Origin of the sequence: Streptomyces sp. BBFR51 (assembly GCF_044591655.1) — a bacterium.
GTDB lineage: Bacteria > Actinomycetota > Actinomycetes > Streptomycetales > Streptomycetaceae > Streptomyces.
Genome location: NZ_CP172448.1, coordinates 6058025 through 6074347 on the forward strand (window position 1 = coordinate 6058025; position 16323 = coordinate 6074347).

General features: G+C 71.5%; 10 protein-coding genes and 1 pseudogene. 8 read left to right on the forward strand and 3 right to left on the reverse strand.

Going from position 1 to position 16323, the window contains the following annotated elements; all coding sequences use genetic code 11:
• Positions 1–2: 2 nt before the first annotated feature.
• Positions 3–1421 (forward strand): sugar porter family MFS transporter, encoded by a 1419-nt coding sequence (locus tag ACGH7X_RS27815; RefSeq protein ID WP_399889532.1) that lies wholly within the window; start codon positions 3–5, stop codon positions 1419–1421.
• A 172-nt stretch (positions 1422–1593) separates the two neighbouring features.
• Here the strand turns inward: ACGH7X_RS27815 and ACGH7X_RS27820 are convergent, their stop codons facing one another.
• Entirely contained in the window at positions 1594–3048 is a 1455-nt protein-coding gene (locus ACGH7X_RS27820) for a cytosine permease (RefSeq protein WP_399889535.1), read from the reverse strand.
• A gap of 181 nt (positions 3049–3229) precedes the next feature.
• Here ACGH7X_RS27820 and ftsY point away from each other — a divergent pair, with 181 nt between their 5' ends.
• Positions 3230–4435 carry a signal recognition particle-docking protein FtsY gene (gene ftsY, locus ACGH7X_RS27825; protein ID WP_399889538.1) on the forward strand — a complete coding sequence of 402 codons (1206 nt, stop codon included), beginning with the start codon at positions 3230–3232 and terminating at the stop codon, positions 4433–4435.
• A 243-nt stretch (positions 4436–4678) separates the two neighbouring features.
• On the opposite strand, the gene ACGH7X_RS27830 is transcribed toward ftsY, so the two are convergent.
• Entirely contained in the window at positions 4679–5350 is a 672-nt protein-coding gene (locus ACGH7X_RS27830) for a bifunctional DNA primase/polymerase (RefSeq protein WP_399889541.1), read from the reverse strand.
• 446 nt (positions 5351–5796) lie between these two features.
• Between ACGH7X_RS27830 and ACGH7X_RS27835 the strand changes: the two genes are divergently transcribed.
• The 6 genes and pseudogenes from ACGH7X_RS27835 to ftsH all read left to right on the forward strand — a co-directional run bounded on the left by ACGH7X_RS27835 (position 5797) and on the right by ftsH (position 15544).
• A complete protein-coding gene (locus ACGH7X_RS27835; protein ID WP_399889544.1) occupies positions 5797–7293 on the forward strand; it encodes a hypothetical protein in 1497 nt (498 codons plus the stop codon).
• A gap of 315 nt (positions 7294–7608) precedes the next feature.
• Entirely contained in the window at positions 7609–8955 is a 1347-nt protein-coding gene (locus ACGH7X_RS27840; RefSeq protein WP_399889547.1) for an ammonium transporter, read from the forward strand.
• On the forward strand, positions 8952–9290 hold the full coding sequence (locus ACGH7X_RS27845; RefSeq protein WP_399889550.1) for a P-II family nitrogen regulator: 339 nt from the start codon (positions 8952–8954) through the stop codon (positions 9288–9290). The genes ACGH7X_RS27840 and ACGH7X_RS27845 overlap by 4 nt, the downstream gene beginning before the upstream one ends.
• Before the next feature lie 39 nt (positions 9291–9329).
• Entirely contained in the window at positions 9330–11777 is a 2448-nt protein-coding gene (locus ACGH7X_RS27850; RefSeq protein WP_399889553.1) for a [protein-PII] uridylyltransferase, read from the forward strand.
• Positions 11778–11936: 159 nt separating this feature from the next.
• Positions 11937–13487: a signal recognition particle protein gene (gene ffh / locus ACGH7X_RS27855; protein ID WP_399889556.1), complete on the forward strand. Its 1551-nt coding sequence runs from the start codon at positions 11937–11939 to the stop codon at positions 13485–13487.
• Positions 13488–13597: 110 nt separating this feature from the next.
• Positions 13598–15544 (forward strand): annotated as a pseudogene (gene ftsH / locus ACGH7X_RS27860) (ATP-dependent zinc metalloprotease FtsH).
• 27 nt (positions 15545–15571) lie between these two features.
• Here ftsH and ACGH7X_RS27865 read toward each other — a convergent pair.
• Complete coding sequence (locus tag ACGH7X_RS27865) at positions 15572–16177, reverse strand: hypothetical protein (RefSeq protein WP_399889559.1); 606 nt, start codon at positions 16175–16177, stop codon at positions 15572–15574.
• Positions 16178–16323 lie beyond the last annotated feature (146 nt).

Genomic DNA, 16323 nt, shown 5'->3' on the forward strand with positions numbered 1-16323 from the left:
ACGTGGCCAGCACATCGCAGGCACCCAACCCAGGAGCCAGGACGGCTCATCCCGATCATCTCGGGCACGTCATCTTCATCGCGGCGGCGGCCGCGATGGGCGGTTTCCTGTTCGGCTACGACAGTTCCGTGATCAACGGCGCGGTCGAGGCCATCCGGGACCGCTACGACGTCGGCTCCGCGGTGCTGGCCCAGGTCATCGCGATCGCGCTGATCGGCTGTGCCATCGGTGCGGCGACCGCGGGCCGCATCGCCGACCGCATCGGCCGTATCCGCTGCATGCAGATCGCGGCGGTCCTCTTCACCGTCAGCGCCATCGGTTCCGCGCTGCCCTTCGCGCTGTGGGACCTCGCCATGTGGCGTGTCATCGGCGGCTTCGCCATCGGCATGGCCTCGGTGATCGGCCCGGCCTACATCGCCGAGGTCTCCCCGCCCGCCTACCGCGGCCGGCTCGGCTCCTTCCAGCAGGCCGCGATCGTCATCGGTATCGCCGTGTCGCAGCTGGTCAACTGGGGTCTGCTGAACGCCGCCGGCGGTGACCAGCGCGGTGAGCTGATGGGCCTGGAGGCCTGGCAGGTCATGCTCGGCGTCATGGTGATCCCGGCCGTCCTGTACGGCCTGCTGTCCTTCGCGATCCCCGAGTCCCCCCGCTTCCTGGTCTCCGTCGGCAGGCACGAGCGCGCCAAGGAGATCCTCGAAGAGGTCGAGGGCAAGGACGTCGACTTCGACGCCCGCGTCGCCGAGATCGAGCACGCCATGCACAGCGAGGAGAAGTCCTCCTTCAAGGACCTCCTCGGCGGCAGCTTCTTCTTCAAGCCGATCGTCTGGGTCGGCATCGGCCTGTCGGTCTTCCAGCAGTTCGTCGGCATCAACGTCGCGTTCTACTACTCCTCGACGCTGTGGCAGTCGGTCGGCGTCGACCCGTCGCAGTCGTTCTTCTACTCGTTCACGACGTCGATCATCAACATCGTCGGCACCGTGATCGCGATGATTTTCGTGGACCGCATCGGCCGCAAGCCGCTCGCCCTGATCGGCTCCGTCGGCATGGTGATCGGTCTCGCGCTGGAGGCCTGGGCGTTCTCCTTCGACCTGGTCGACGGCAAGCTCCCGGCCACCCAGGGCTGGGTCGCCCTGATCGCCGCCCACGTCTTCGTCCTCTTCTTCGCCCTCTCGTGGGGTGTGGTCGTCTGGGTCTTCCTCGGCGAGATGTTCCCCAACCGGATCCGCGCCGCCGCCCTGGGCGTCGCCGCGTCCGCGCAGTGGATCGCCAACTGGGCCATCACCGCGAGCTTCCCGTCGCTGGCCGACTGGAACCTCTCCGTCACCTACGTGATCTACACAATCTTCGCCGCGCTCTCCATCCCCTTCGTACTCAGGTTCGTGAAGGAGACGAAGGGCAAGGCCCTGGAGGAGATGGGCTGACCCGCCCGCCCCGAATCCGGGGGGAAGGGCCCAAGTCCCCGCTGGTCCTCTCCCCGTACCGTCCGCCGCCCCGTCCGGTCACCCTCCGGACGGGGCGGCGGTGTCGTACCGGTCGCCCGGGGCGAGGGAGGGGCGGCAGGCCTCGCCCACCTGCCGCTTTGGCGGACGGGCGTCAGACGCTCACGGTCTCGGGCCGCGCGGTCCGCTCGGTGGGCACCGCCGCCGGGGCGACCACCGCCGGCTTCGGCAGTACGGCGTACAGGAGACCGGAGATCACCACCGTGGCCACCCAGCCGAGGCCGTACTCGCCGATCACGTTGTTGCCGGCGAGGGGGCCGGTGAACCAGTCGGACGTGGTGAACATCAGGCCACCGACCAGGCCGACCGCCCAGGCGGCGACGGCCGCGGGGGAGAAGCCGCCGCGGTACCAGTAGGCGCTGGTGCGGCCGGTGTCGGCCAGGGCCTCGCCGTCGTACTCCCGACGGCGCAGCATGTCCGCGCCGAACACACCGACCCACGCGGAGAAGGCGACCGCGAGCAGCGACAGGAAGGCGATGAAGGAGCCCATGAAACTGGTCGCCACCAGCATCAGCACGCCGCCGAAGATCAGCGAGATCACGGCGTTCACCGAGACGGCCCAGTGCCGCGGGACCTTGAAGCCCAGGGTCTGCGCGGTGAAACCGGCCGAGTACATCGACATCGAGTTGATCAGCAGCATGCCGATCAGCGCGATCAGCAGGTACGGCACCGCGATCCAGGTCGGCAGGATCTCGCCCAGGAAGGAGACCGGGTCGGCGGCCGAGGCCAGGTCCGGCGTGGAGACCGCCATGACCGCGCCCATCAGCACCATCGGCAGGACGACGATGCCGGCACCGCCGACCGTGACACCCACGATCCCCTTCGAGGACGCCGTGCGCGGCAGGTACCGGGTGAAGTCCGGGGCGGACGGGATCCAGCTGACGCCGCCGGCCGCGATCAGACCCACGCCCGTGATCATCGCGGCCACCGACCCGGCGGACCGGTCGAACACCTCGGACCAGTCGGTGTCGACGACCAGATAACCCAGCACCAGCACCGAGAAGGCGCCGAAGAGGTACGCCGCGTACTTGTTGCACTTCTGTACGGCGTTGATGCCCAGCCCGGAGATCGCGAACGTCGCGACGACGAAGGCGAGCAGCGTCACCATGTCCAGCACGCTGTTGGCACGTATGCCGAACACGATGTCCAGCACGGTGAGCAGGGCGTAGGCGCCGGTCACCGCGTTGATCGTCTCCCAGCCCCAGCGGGCGATCCAGATCAGCGACCCCGGCAGCAGATTGCCCCGCTGGCCGAACACGGCCCGGGACAGCGCCATACCGGGGGCACCACCGCGCTTGCCGGCGATGCCGATCAGCCCGACCAGGCCGTACGACACGAGCGGCGCGGCCCCCGCGACGACCAGGGCCTGCCAGAAGTTCAGCCGGTACGCCACCACGAGGCTCGCGCCCATCGTGAGCAGCAGCACGCTGATGTTGGCGCCGACCCAGGTCGGGAAGAGCTCGCGGGTCCGGGCGGTGCGCTCGTGGTCGGGCACCTGCTCGATGCCACGGGTTTCCAGGGCGCCTTCGTTCTCGGCGGTCTTGCTCATGTGGGGGTCCGTGCCTCGATCGTGGGGGAGGGGGCGGTCGGGACTCTACGCGCGTTGACGCGGCCTTCTCCATCGTACTTTGATCCGACTCCGTCCTTCCAGGGGCCTTTGTCCTTTGTCGGAAGCCACAAGGAGCCGGCGGCTGGGGCCCGTGCCGGGGGTCACGCATACTGGACCCGTTATGGAAATCGTCATCCTTGCTGTAGTCATCGCCGTGGTCGTGATCGGCGCGCTCGGCGGGCTGGTCGTGGGCTCCCGCCGCAAGAAGCAGCTGCCTCCGCCGCCGCCCGCCACGCCCGACATCACCGCCCCTCCGGCCGAGCCGCACGTCGGCGAAGAGGCCGAGACGCCGCGCGACGAACCGCGCCGGACGATAGAGGAGGTCGACCTCCCGGACGGTGGCACCGCCACCGTCGAGGAGCCGCCGGTCGAAGAGCTCGAGATCCCGCAACTCGAGGTTCCCGAGCCCACCGCCGGCCGTCTGGTCCGGCTCCGTGCCCGCCTCTCCCGCTCACAGAACGCCCTCGGCAAGGGCCTGCTGACCCTGCTGTCCCGGGAGCACCTCGACGAAGACACGTGGGAGGAGATCGAGGACACGCTGCTCACCGCCGACGTCGGCGTGCAGCCCACCCAGGAGCTGGTCGAGCGGCTGCGCGAGCGTGTGAAGGTGCTCGGCACCCGCACGCCCGAGGAGCTGCGCACCCTGCTGCGCGAGGAGCTGATCACCCTGGTCGGCCCCGACATGGACCGTGAGGTCAAGACCGAGCCCGCCGCGAGCAAGCCGGGCATCGTGATGGTCGTCGGTGTCAACGGCACCGGCAAGACCACCACCACCGGCAAGCTCGCCCGTGTCCTGGTCGCGGACGGCCGCAGCGTCGTCCTCGGCGCCGCCGACACCTTCCGCGCCGCCGCCGCCGACCAGCTGCAGACCTGGGGCGAACGGGTCGGCGCGCACACCGTGCGCGGGCCCGAGGGCGGCGACCCGGCCTCCGTCGCCTTCGACGCGGTCAAGGAGGGCAAGGAGATGGGCTCGGACGTCGTGCTCATCGACACCGCCGGCCGTCTGCACACCAAGACCGGCCTCATGGACGAGCTGGGCAAGGTCAAGCGGGTCGTGGAGAAGCACGCGCCGCTGGACGAGGTGCTCCTCGTGCTCGACGCCACCACCGGCCAGAACGGACTGATCCAGGCCCGGGTCTTCGCCGAGGTCGTCGACGTCAGCGGCATCGTGCTCACCAAGCTGGACGGTACGGCCAAGGGCGGCATCGTCGTCGCCGTGCAGCGCGAGCTGGGTGTGCCGGTCAAGCTGATCGGGCTCGGCGAGGGCGCGGACGACCTGGCGCCGTTCGAGCCCGCGGCCTTCGTGGATGCCCTCATCGGCGAGTGACGCCGCCCGCCGGCACCCCGCGCGCACCAGAACGCGCGCGTGAAGGCGCAAAGCGAGAAGCGCCCGCCTCCCCGACAGGGGGACGGGCGCTTCGCCGTGCGGTGCGCCGACGTGCGGAGGCGCCGAGTGCGGAAGTGCCGCGCGCGGAGGTGCCGAGATGTCGAGGGTGTCGAGATGCCGAGGTGCGGACGGCCCGGACGGTACGCGCGTGCCGCGACGGCCGGGCCGTACGCGGCCGGGGACCTACGCCCGCGAGCGATGGGCCACGTACGCCAGCGTTCCCAGCAGCAGCCGGGCCGTCGGGGGCCTGGTGGCCGAGTCGAGGTCCGGAGGACGCAGCCAGCGCGCCGGGCCCCGGCCGCCGCGGTCGGAGGGCGGGGCCGTGACGTACGTACCGGCGCCGAGGCCGCGCAGGTCGAGGGCGGACGGGTCGTCCCAGCCCATGCGGTAGAGCAGCCGGGACAGCTCGGCGGCGGCGCCGGGGGCGACGAAGAACTGGGCGCGGCCCTGCGGGGTCGCCGCGACCGGACCGAGCGGGAGGCCCATGCGCTCCAGCCGGGCCAGCGCCCGCAGCCCGGCGGGCTCGGCCACCTCGATCACGTCGAAGGTCCGCCCGACCGCCAGCATCACCGCGGCGCCGGGGTACCGGCCCCAGGCCTCGCTCGCCTCGTCCAGCGTCGCCCCGGCGGGCACCCTGGGGGCGAAGTCCAGGGGATGCGCGCCCGGTGCCGGACAGTCGGCCAGTCCGCACGAGCAGGCGCCGGCGGCGGTCCGGGCACCCGGCACCACGTCCCAGCCCCACAGTCCGGTGAACTCGGCCACGACGGTGCACTCCGAAGCGCGGCCGCGGCGGCGCGCACCGGACCGGATCTCGCGCATGCCCCGACTGGTGCCGATGCCGATCGTGAAGCCCATGCCCCCTCCAACGGGTCCGACGCAGCGGCGGTTACGCAGCGGACGTGAAACGTGACTCTCTGCTTCCAACTCCCCAGCGTGGCGCGCTTCAGACAGCGTCCGGAAGCACTCGGGGGTGGTGTGCCCGGCCGCGCACGCCCCGGCGTGCACCCTTGCACCGACTCCCGGTTGGCCTATGTCAAGTGAATCGCGTACCGGCCACGGCGAGTTCATTCGAAGGGGTGGCGAATGGTGGCGATTCCGCAATCGCCATGGCTGGACCAGTGATCGTGGGACTACTTTGTGTGCATGGAGCCTTGGGGCACATGCACTTGCGGGTATGCCGGAGGCAACCCGGCCTTCCGTTCGAAGGGTGGCAACCACCGGACGGAAGGCCTCAACCACCGGCATTCTGATAGGGCTTGGCGCACTCGGCGACAGGTGGTCTCAGGGATGGGGGCGTTCCAGTGAGCGGCAACGGCGGAAGCGGTACGAGCGCGGGCACCGCGTCGCACGCTGACAAGCGCCCGAACGAGCTGCTCACCTCGTGGTTCGCCCGCAGCGGCTGGTCCAAGGGCGAGCTGGCCCGTCAGGTCAACCGCAGGGCCCGCCAGTTGGGCGCCAACCACATCTCCACCGACACCTCACGGGTGCGCCGCTGGCTCGACGGCGAGAACCCGCGCGAGCCGATCCCGCGGATCCTGTCCGAGCTGTTCTCCGAGCGCTTCGGCGTCGTCGTCTCCGTCGAGGACCTGGGCCTGCGTTCCACCCGCCCCACGCCCTCCGCCACCGGCGTCGACCTCCCCTGGACGGGCCCGCAGACCGTGGCCCTGCTCAGCGAGTTCTCGCGCAGCGACCTGATGCTGGCGCGGCGCGGCTTCCTCGGGAGCTCGCTGGCCCTCTCCGCGGGCCCGTCCCTCATCGAGCCCATGCAGCGCTGGCTCGTCCCCTCGCCCTCCGCCACCCCGTCGTCCGGACGCGAGTCCGCGCCCGCCTCCCGCGCGCGTGGCCGCCTGTCCAGGCCGGAGCTGGACCTGCTGGAGTCCACCGCGGTGATGTTCCGCCGCTGGGACGCCCAGTGCGGCGGCGGCCTGCGCCGCAAGGCGGTGGTCGGCCAGCTGCACGAGGTGACCGACCTGCTCCAGGAACCCCAGACCGAGACCACCCGCGCCAAGCTGTTCAAGGTCGCCGCCGAACTCGCCGAACTGGCGGGCTGGATGTCGTACGACGTCGGACTCCAGCCCACCGCGCAGAAGTACTTCGTGCTCGCCCTGCACGCCGCCAAGGAGGCCGGCGACCGGCCGCTCGGCTCGTACGTCCTCTCCAGCATGAGCCGCCAGATGATCCACCTCGGCCGGCCCGACGACGCCCTGGAGCTGACCCACCTCGCGCAGTACGGCAGCCGGGACTGCGCGAGCCCCCGCACCCAGTCGATGCTGTATGCGATGGAGGCCCGCGCCTACGCCAACATGGGCCAGCCCGGCCGCTGCAAGCGGGCCGTGCGCATGGCCGAGGACACCTTCGCCGAGGCCGACGACTGGGACGAGCCGGACCCCGACTGGATCCGCTTCTTCTCCGAGGCCGAGCTGTACGGGGAGAACTCCCACTCCTTCCGCGACCTCGCCTACGTGGCCGGCCGCAGCCCCGCCTACGCCTCCCTGGCCGACCCCCTGATGCGCCGGGCCGTGGAGCTGTTCGCCAAGGACGACGAGCACCAGCGCTCCTACGCGCTGAACCTGATCGGCATGGCCACCGTGCACCTGCTGCGCCGGGAGCCCGAGGAGAGCACGGTCGTGGCCATGGAAGCCATGGGCATCGCCAAGAAGGTCCGCTCCGAACGCGTCAACACCCGCATCCGCAAAACCGTCGACACGGCCGTACGCGATTTCGGCGACCTCGGCGAGGTCGTCGACCTCACCGAACGGCTCGCCGTCGAGTTGCCGGAGACCGCCGAAGCGGTCTGAACCCCACCAGCCCCGGCCGCGGCCGGCCCTCCCGAACTGCCCGACTCGGCTCCCCCATGCCAGGTCACTCGGAGGCCGCCGCGGCCGGCTCACGTGCCCGTGCGGGACGCCGCGCCTCGACCACGACGGCACGGCCGCACAGCCGGCAGTTCACTTACGCGTAACACACACAGCGCCTTCGTCACGGCGGCGAAACAACGAGGGGCGTCCACCGAAACCGCGCTGCGCCAATCTCATGGCGCATAACCGGCCCACCCCTCACAGCCCGCTCAGGCTTCGCCCGCACGGGGCCGTACCAACGACGAGGAGACGCCGATGGCTCCAGCCATCACGCTTGCCGCAGAGACGCAGCTCTCTGCCGCCAACACGGGCTTCATGCTCATCTGCTCCGCCCTGGTGATGCTCATGACCCCGGCGCTGGCCTTCTTCTACGGAGGCATGGTCCGCGTCAAGAGCACCCTGAACATGCTGATGATGAGCTTCATCAGCCTCGGCATCGTCACCGTCCTGTGGGTGCTGTACGGCTTCTCCATGGCGTTCGGCACCGACACCGGCGGCATCGTCGGCTGGAACTCCGACTGGGTCGGCCTCAGCAACATCGGCCTGACCGAGCTGTGGGACGGCTACACCATCCCCGTCTTCGTCTTCCTGGTCTTCCAGATGATGTTCGCGGTCCTCACCCCCGCCCTGATCAGCGGCGCCCTCGCGGACCGCGTGAAGTTCACGGCCTGGGCGCTGTTCATCGCCCTGTGGGTGACGATCGTCTACTTCCCGGTCGCCCACTGGGTGTGGGGCTCGGGCGGCTGGGCCTTCGAACTCGGCGTGATCGACTTCGCCGGTGGTACGGCCGTGCACATCAACGCCGGTGCCGCGGCGCTCGGCGTGATCCTGGTCATCGGCAAGCGCGTCGGCTTCAAGAAGGACCCGATGCGCCCGCACAGCCTGCCGCTGGTCATGCTCGGCGCCGGCCTGCTGTGGTTCGGCTGGTTCGGCTTCAACGCCGGCTCGTGGCTCGGCAACGACGACGGCGTGGGCGCGCTGATGTTCGTCAACACGCAGGTCGCCACCGGTGCCGCCGTCCTCGGCTGGCTCGCCTACGAGAAGATCCGGCACGGCGCCTTCACCACCCTCGGTGCCGCCTCCGGTGCCGTCTCCGGCCTGGTCGCCATCACCCCGGCCGGCGGCGCGGTCTCCCCGCTGGGCGCCATCGCCGTGGGCCTCATCGCCGGTGTGGTGTGCGCGATGGCCGTCGGTCTGAAGTACCGGTTCGGCTACGACGACTCCCTCGACGTCGTCGGTGTCCACCTCGTCGGAGGCATCCTCGGCTCGCTGCTCATCGGCTTCTTCGCCAGCGGCAAGGGCCAGTCCGACGTCGAGGGCCTCTTCTACGGCGGCGGCCTCGACCAGTTCTGGAAGCAGTGCGCCGGAGTCTTCGGCGTCCTCGCCTACTCCCTGGTCGTCTCCGCGGTCCTCGCCTTCCTGCTGGACAAGACGATCGGCATGCGGGTGTCGGAGGACGTCGAGGTGGCCGGCATCGACCAGGCCGAGCACGCCGAGACCGCATACGACTTCAGCGGCGCCGGCGGCGGTGCCGCCCGGACGACCGCCACGCCGGCCGCCTCCTCGGCCGCGTCGGCCCCGAGCAAGAAGGTGGACGCATGAAGCTCATCACCGCCGTCGTCAAGCCACACCGGCTCGACGAGATCAAAGAGGCCCTCCAGTCCTTCGGGGTCCACGGCCTGACCGTCACCGAGGCCAGCGGCTACGGCCGCCAGCGCGGCCACACCGAGGTCTACCGCGGTGCCGAGTACACCGTCGACCTGGTACCCAAGATCCGCATCGAGGTCCTGGTCGAGGACGACGACGCCGAGCAGCTGATCGAGGTCGTGGTCAAAGCGGCCCGCACCGGCAAGATCGGTGACGGCAAGGTCTGGTCGGTACCGGTCGACACGGCCGTACGCGTCCGGACCGGCGAGCGCGGCCCCGACGCGCTCTGACACGACGCTCTGCCAGGACGGACGAACAGGAGTCGCCGGGTGACGAGTACGGACGTGACGGACGAAGCGGAGGACTCGGGACCCGGCGGCTACGCGGCGGCCCGGCTGCGCCTCCTCACCGAGGGGGAGCGGTCCGGGCCGCCGCGCCGCAGGGAGCTGTCCGAACTGACCGACGGCTGGCTGTCGGGCCTCTTCGCCGCGGGCGCCGCGGGGCTCACGGGGGTGGCGCTCGTCGCGGTCGGCGGCTACGGGCGCGGCGAGCTGTCCCCGCGCAGCGACCTGGACCTGCTCCTGCTGCACGACGGCCGCGACGACAAGGCCGTCGCCGCACTCGCCGACCGCCTCTGGTACCCCGTCTGGGACCTCGGCCTCGACCTCGACCACTCCGTCCGCACACCGCAGCAGGCCCGGAAGACGGCGGGCGAGGACCTGAAAGTCCACCTCGGTCTCCTGGACGCCCGCCACCTCGCCGGAGACCTCGGCCTGACCACCGCACTGCGCACCGCCGTCCTCGCCGACTGGCGCAACCAGGCCCCCAAGCGCCTCCCCGAACTGCGTGACCTGTGCGCCGAGCGCGCCGAACGCCAGGGCGAGCTGCAGTTCCTGCTGGAACCCGACCTCAAGGAGGCCCGGGGCGGCCTGCGCGACGCCACCGCGCTGCGCGCCGTGGCCGCCTCCTGGCTGGCCGACGCTCCGCGCGAGGGCCTCGCCGACGCCCGGCGCCGGCTGCTCGACGTGCGCGACGCCCTCCACCTGGCGACGGGCCGGGCCACCGACCGGCTGGCGCTCCAGGAACAGGACCAGGTGGCGGCCGAACTGGGCCTGCTGGACGCCGACGCCCTGCTGCGGCAGGTGTACGAGGCGGCCCGCGTCATCTCCTACGCCGGCGACGTCACCTGGCGCGAGGTGGGAAGGGTGCTGCGCTCGCGCTCCGTGCGGCCGCGGCTGCGCGCCATGATGAACGGCGGGAAACCGGTCACCGAGCGTTCCCCGCTCGCCGAGGGCGTCGTGGAGCAGGACGGCGAGGTGGTACTCGCCCGCACCGCGCGCCCCGAACGCGATCCCGTACTCCCCCTGCGCGCCGCGGCCGCCGCCGCCCAGGCCGGGCTCCCGCTCTCCCTGCACGCCGTACGCCGCCTCGCGGCCACCGCGCGCCCCCTGCCCACGCCCTGGCCCGCCGAGGCCCGTGAGCAGCTGGTGACCCTGCTGGGCTCCGGCCGGCCCACGGTGCAGGTCTGGGAGGCGCTGGAGGCCGAGGGTCTGGTCACCCGGCTCCTGCCCGACTGGGAGCGGGTCCGCTGCCGCCCGCAGCGCAACGCCGTGCACCTGTGGACCGTCGACCGGCACCTGATCGAGACCGCCGTCCGCGCCGCCGGGTTCGCCCGCCGCGTGCACCGCCCCGACCTGCTCCTGGTCGCCGCGCTGCTGCACGACATCGGCAAGGGCTGGCCCGGCGACCACTCCGTGGCCGGCGAGACCATCGCCCGGGACGTCGCCACCCGCGTCGGCTTCGACCGCGCGGACGCCGCCGTCCTCGCCACCCTCGTACGCCACCACCTCCTGCTCGTGGAGACCGCCACCCGGCGCGACCTCGACGATCCGGCCACCGTGCGTGCGGTCGCCGACGCGGTCGGCAGCGAGCACACCCTGGAGCTGCTGCACGCCCTGACCGAGGCGGACGCGCTGGCCACCGGGCCGGCCGCCTGGTCGTCCTGGCGCGGCTCCCTCGTCGCCGACCTGGTGAAACGGGTCGCGGGTCTGCTGTCCGGGGACCCGGCGCCCGAACCCGAGGACGCCGCGCCCACCGCCGAGCAGGAGCGGCTCGCCGTCGAGGCCTTCCGCACGGGCGGGCCGGTGCTGGCGCTGCGGGCCCAGAGCGAGCCGCCGGCCGATCCGGCGCCGGACGCCGACCCGGAGCCGCTCGGCGTGGAGCTGCTGATCGCCGTACCCGACCAGGCGGGTGTGCTCCCGGCGGTGGCCGGGGTCCTGGCCATGCACCGGCTGACCGTTCGCACCGCCGAACTGCGCTCCCTTCCGCTGCCGCACGGCGTCGAGGGCTCCGTCCTGCTCCTCGACTGGCGGGTCGCCGCCCAGTACGGATCCCTGCCCCAGGCCGCCCGGCTCCGTGCCGACCTGGTCAGGGCCCTGGACGGCAGCCTGGACATCGCCGGCCGACTGGCCGAACGGGACGCCGCCCATCCCCGGCGCCGGGGCGTGGAGCCGCCCCCGCCCCGCGTGAGCGTGGCCCCGGCGGCTTCCCGGCTGGCCACGGTGATCGAGGTCCGCGCCCAGGACGCGCCGGGCCTGCTGTTCCGGCTCGGGCGGGCGCTGGAGGCGGCGGGCGTGCGGATGCGCAGCGCGCACGTGTCGACGCTGGGGGCGAACGCGGTGGACGCCTTCTATGTGACGCGGGGCGAGGGTACGCCGCTGCCCGGGGACGAGGCGGCGTCGGTGGCCCGGGGGCTGGAGGAGTCGCTGCGGGCGTGACCTCGTGGTCGTGTCATGTGTTTACCGGATGTGCTTCCCGCCGACGCGGGGACAACAGTCCCTGTCCGCTCTCTGCGGCGGGCAGGGACACTTTGCTTGCCGGGCCGGATACCCTGGAGGGCGACCCACACCAACGCCGACGCGAGGACCTACGCCGCCGTGTTCGATACTCTCTCCGACCGCCTGTCAGCCACCTTTAAATCCCTCCGGGGCAAAGGAAGGCTGACCGAGGCGGACATCGACGCCACGGCCCGCGAGATCCGCATCGCGCTCCTCGAGGCCGACGTGGCCCTGCCCGTCGTGCGCTCCTTCATCAAGAAGGTCAAGGAGCGCTCCCTGGGCGCCGAGGTCTCCAAGGCGCTCAATCCGGCCCAGCAGGTCCTCAAGATCGTCAACGAGGAACTGGTCGGCATCCTCGGCGGTGAGACCCGCCGCCTGCGCTTCGCCAAGCAGCCGCCGACCGTGATCATGCTGGCCGGTCTGCAGGGTGCGGGTAAGACCACCCTCGCGGGCAAGCTGGGCCGCTGGCTCAAGGAGCAGGGCCACTCGCCGCTGCTCGTGGCCTGTGACCTCCAGCGCCCCAACGCCGTCAACCAGCTGAGCGTCGTCGCCGAGCGCGCCGGCGTCGCGGTCTACGCGCCCGAGCCGGGCAACGGCGTGGGCGACCCGGTGAAGGTCGCCAAGGACTCCATCGAGTTCGCCAAGGCCAAGGTCCACGACCTGGTCATCGTCGACACCGCCGGCCGCCTGGGCATCGACCAGGAGCTGATGCGGCAGGCGGCGGACATCAGGGACGCCGTCAGCCCCGACGAGATCCTCTTCGTCGTCGACGCCATGATCGGCCAGGACGCGGTCAACACCGCCGAGGCCTTCCGCGACGGCGTCGGCTTCGACGGCGTGGTGCTGTCCAAGCTGGACGGCGACGCCCGCGGTGGTGCGGCCCTGTCGATCGCCTCGGTGACCGGCAAGCCGATCATGTTCGCGTCGAACGGCGAGAAGCTCGAGGACTTCGACGCCTTCCACCCGGACCGGATGGCCTCCCGCATCCTCGACATGGGTGACCTGCTCACCCTGATCGAGCAGGCGGAGAAGACGTTCAGCCAGGAAGAAGCCGAGGCGATGGCCTCGAAGCTGGCGTCCAAGAAGGGCCAGGACTTCACCCTGGACGACTTCCTGGCCCAGATGGAGCAGGTCCGGAAGATGGGCTCGATCAGCAAGCTGCTCGGCATGCTGCCCGGCATGGGCCAGATGAAGGACCAGATCAACAACCTCGACGAGCGCGACGTCGACCGCACGGCCGCCATCATCAAGTCGATGACCCCGGCCGAGCGCCAGGAGCCGACGCTCATCAACGGCTCGCGCCGCGCCCGTATCGCCAAGGGCTCCGGCGTCGAGGTCAGTGCGGTCAAGTCCCTCGTGGAGCGGTTCTTCGAGGCCCGCAAGATGATGTCCCGCATGGCCCAGGGCGGCGGCATGCCCGGTATGCCGGGAGTGCCCGGCATGGGTGGCGGCCCCGGCCGGCAGAAGAAGCAGCAGAAGAAGGCCAAGGGCAAGCAGCGCTCCGGGAACCCGATGAAGCGCAAGCAGCAGGAGCAGGAGGAGGCCGCCCGCCGCGCGGCCGCCGCGCAGAACGGCGGCGCCCTCGGCCTGCCCCAGCAGGGCGGCCAGGACTTCGAGCTGCCCGACGAGTTCAAGAAGTTCATGGGCTGACAGTCCGTTCGGTACGCGCGCACGACGCCGGGGCGCCCCCTTGTCGAAGGGGGCGCCCCGGCGTCGTACACGCACATGCCCGCGCGGCTTTCCTGTCGTAGCGTCCGGATATGACCGATCCGTCCCCGCCGCGCACGGAACCCGAGCGGCCCTGGCGCACCGAGGGCACGCCCGACGAGCCCCCCAAGCCGCCGCCGGGCGGCAGGCGGATGCGCGGCGGCTGGTGGAGCCTGGTCCTGGCCGCGCTGATCGTCTACGTCATCGCCAACCTCGTGCTCTCCTTCTTCAACGAGGGCGACGAGCCGACCATCTCCTACACGGAGTTCAGCAAGCAGGTCGACGAGGGCAACGTCAGCAAGATCTACGCCAAGGGCGACGCGATCCAGGGCCAGCTGAAGAAGGCCCGGGACAACCCCGAGGGCGACGGGACGTACACCAAGTTCACGACCGAGCGGCCGACCTTCGCGGACGACTAGCTCTGGAACGACCTGACGAAGAACAACGTCACCGTCACCGCCGAGCCCGTCGTCCAGCACCGCAGCTTCCTGTCCAACCTGCTGATCGCGCTGGCGCCGATGCTGATCCTGGTGGTGCTGTGGATCTTCATCGCGCGGCGCATGAGGGGCGCCCTGGGCGGCGGGGCGGGCGGCATGCTCGGCCGCAAGGCGCCGCCCAAGCCGGTCGAGCTGGAGGCCGGCGAGCCGCGCACCACCTTCGCCGACGTGGCCGGGATCGACGAGGTGGAGGGCGAACTGAGCGACGTCGTCGACTTCCTGAAGAACCCGGACGCCTATCGCCGCATGGGCGCCAAGATGCCCCGGGGCGTCCTGCTGACCGGCCCGCCCGGCACCGGAAAGACCCTCCTCGCGCGCGCGGTCGCCGGCGAGGCGGGCGTGCCGTTCTTCTCGGCCTCCGCCTCCGAGTTCATCGAGATGATCGTGGGCGTCGGCGCCTCCCGGGTGCGGGAGCTGTTCGCCGAGGCCCGCAAGGTGGCGCCGTCGATCATCTTCATCGACGAGATCGACACCATCGGCCGGGCCCGCGGCGGCGGCTCCGGCATGGGCGGCCACGACGAGCGCGAGCAGACCCTGAACCAGATCCTCACCGAGATGGACGGCTTCTCCGGCGCCGAGGGCGTGGTCGTCGTCGCCGCCACCAACCGCGCCGACATCCTGGACCCCGCCCTGACCCGCCCCGGCCGTTTCGACCGGGTGGTCAGCGTCTCGCCGCCGGACAGAAGTGGCCGGAAGGCGATCCTGGAGATCCACACCCGCGAGATCCCGCTCGCCCCGGACGTCGACCTCGCCCAGGTCGCCCGTACGACCCCGGGCATGACCGGCGCCGAACTGGCCAACCTCGCCAACGAGGCGGCGCTGCTCGCGGTCAGGCGGAAGCAGGACCGGGTGACGCGGGCGAACCTCTCCGAGGCCCTTGAGAAGGTCCAGCTGGGGGCCGAACGCCCGCTGGTGATGCCCGAGGAGGAGCGCAGGCGCACCGCCTATCACGAGAGCGGACACGCCCTGCTCGGCATGCTGCAACCCGGCGCCGACCCCGTCCGCAAGATCACCATCGTGCCGCGCGGCCGGGCGCTCGGGGTGACGCTGTCGACGCCGGACGCGGACAAGTACGCGTACACGGAGGAGTACCTGCGCGGGCGGATCATCGGCGCGCTCGGCGGCATGGCGGCCGAGCACGTCGTGTACGGGATGATCACGACCGGTTCGGAGAGCGACCTCGAACAGGTCACCAACATCGCCCGCGGCATGGTCGCGCGGTGGGGCATGAGCGAGCGGGTCGGGCGGCTGTCCGCCCTCCCGGGCGACGCCCAGCAGGCGTACGGTCTGGCCGCCGCGCCCCAGACCCTCGACGCCATCGACGGCGAGATGCGGCGGGTCGTGGACTCCTGCTACGAGGAGGCCGTCCGCAAGCTGCGCGACCACCGGGGGCAGCTGGACGCGCTCGCCGAGTCACTGCTGGTGAGCGAGACGCTGGACGAGGCGGAGGCGTACCGCATCGCCGGGGTCACCCGGCTGACGAAGGACGATCCGGAGGCGTGAGCCGCCCGCCCCGCCCGGGAGCCGTTCCTACTTCTGCGGGAACTTCCAGACGTAGGGCTCGCCGTCCTCCTGCGACCAGTGCACCTCGACGCTCGTCGCGCCGGCCGGAATCACGTACGTCTCGCAGAAGACGTGGCTCTCGCCCTGCTTCCAGCTCTCGACGTCGTAGGGGTCCTCGCAGCCCGGGGCGTCCTCGGAGGCGCCGATGAGGACGCCCCCGCGCTGTCCGTCGGCGAAGACCGTGGTGCCGTCGTGCACGTCGGAGCCCTCGGTGAGGGCCGGTCCGCCCTTGTGCGTGTACTTGATGTACGCGGTCGCCAGCACCTTGCCCTTGGCGTCCGCGGCGTCCGCCACCGACTTCGCGGCCTCCGCCTCGGTGCCCACGTCGACCTTCTGCGCCACGACGTCGTAGGTGACCTGGCCGGGATCCTCCGCGACCTTCCCCGTCGCGCTCTCGCCCGTCGCCAGGTCGCCGCCCGGGGCGGCCTGGGAGGGCGAGGGCGACGCCTCGGTGGTCGCCTGGCTCTTCGCGTCGGCGTCGGAGTCGTCGTCCGAGCCCCCGCACGCGGTGAGGGCCAGGGCGAGGACGGCGACGGGCGCGGCGAGGCGCAGTGCGGTCGTGCGGTGCGGCACTACAGGCTCCTGTATGCAGATGTGTCTGTTCCCCCGAACGGTGGATCAGAGTAGAGGTGCATGATCCACCTGGGGAAACCACAGGAACCCCGGACCGGCTTCTTCACACCATTCACACCCGCATCGGAAGAAGCCGGTCAGACGTC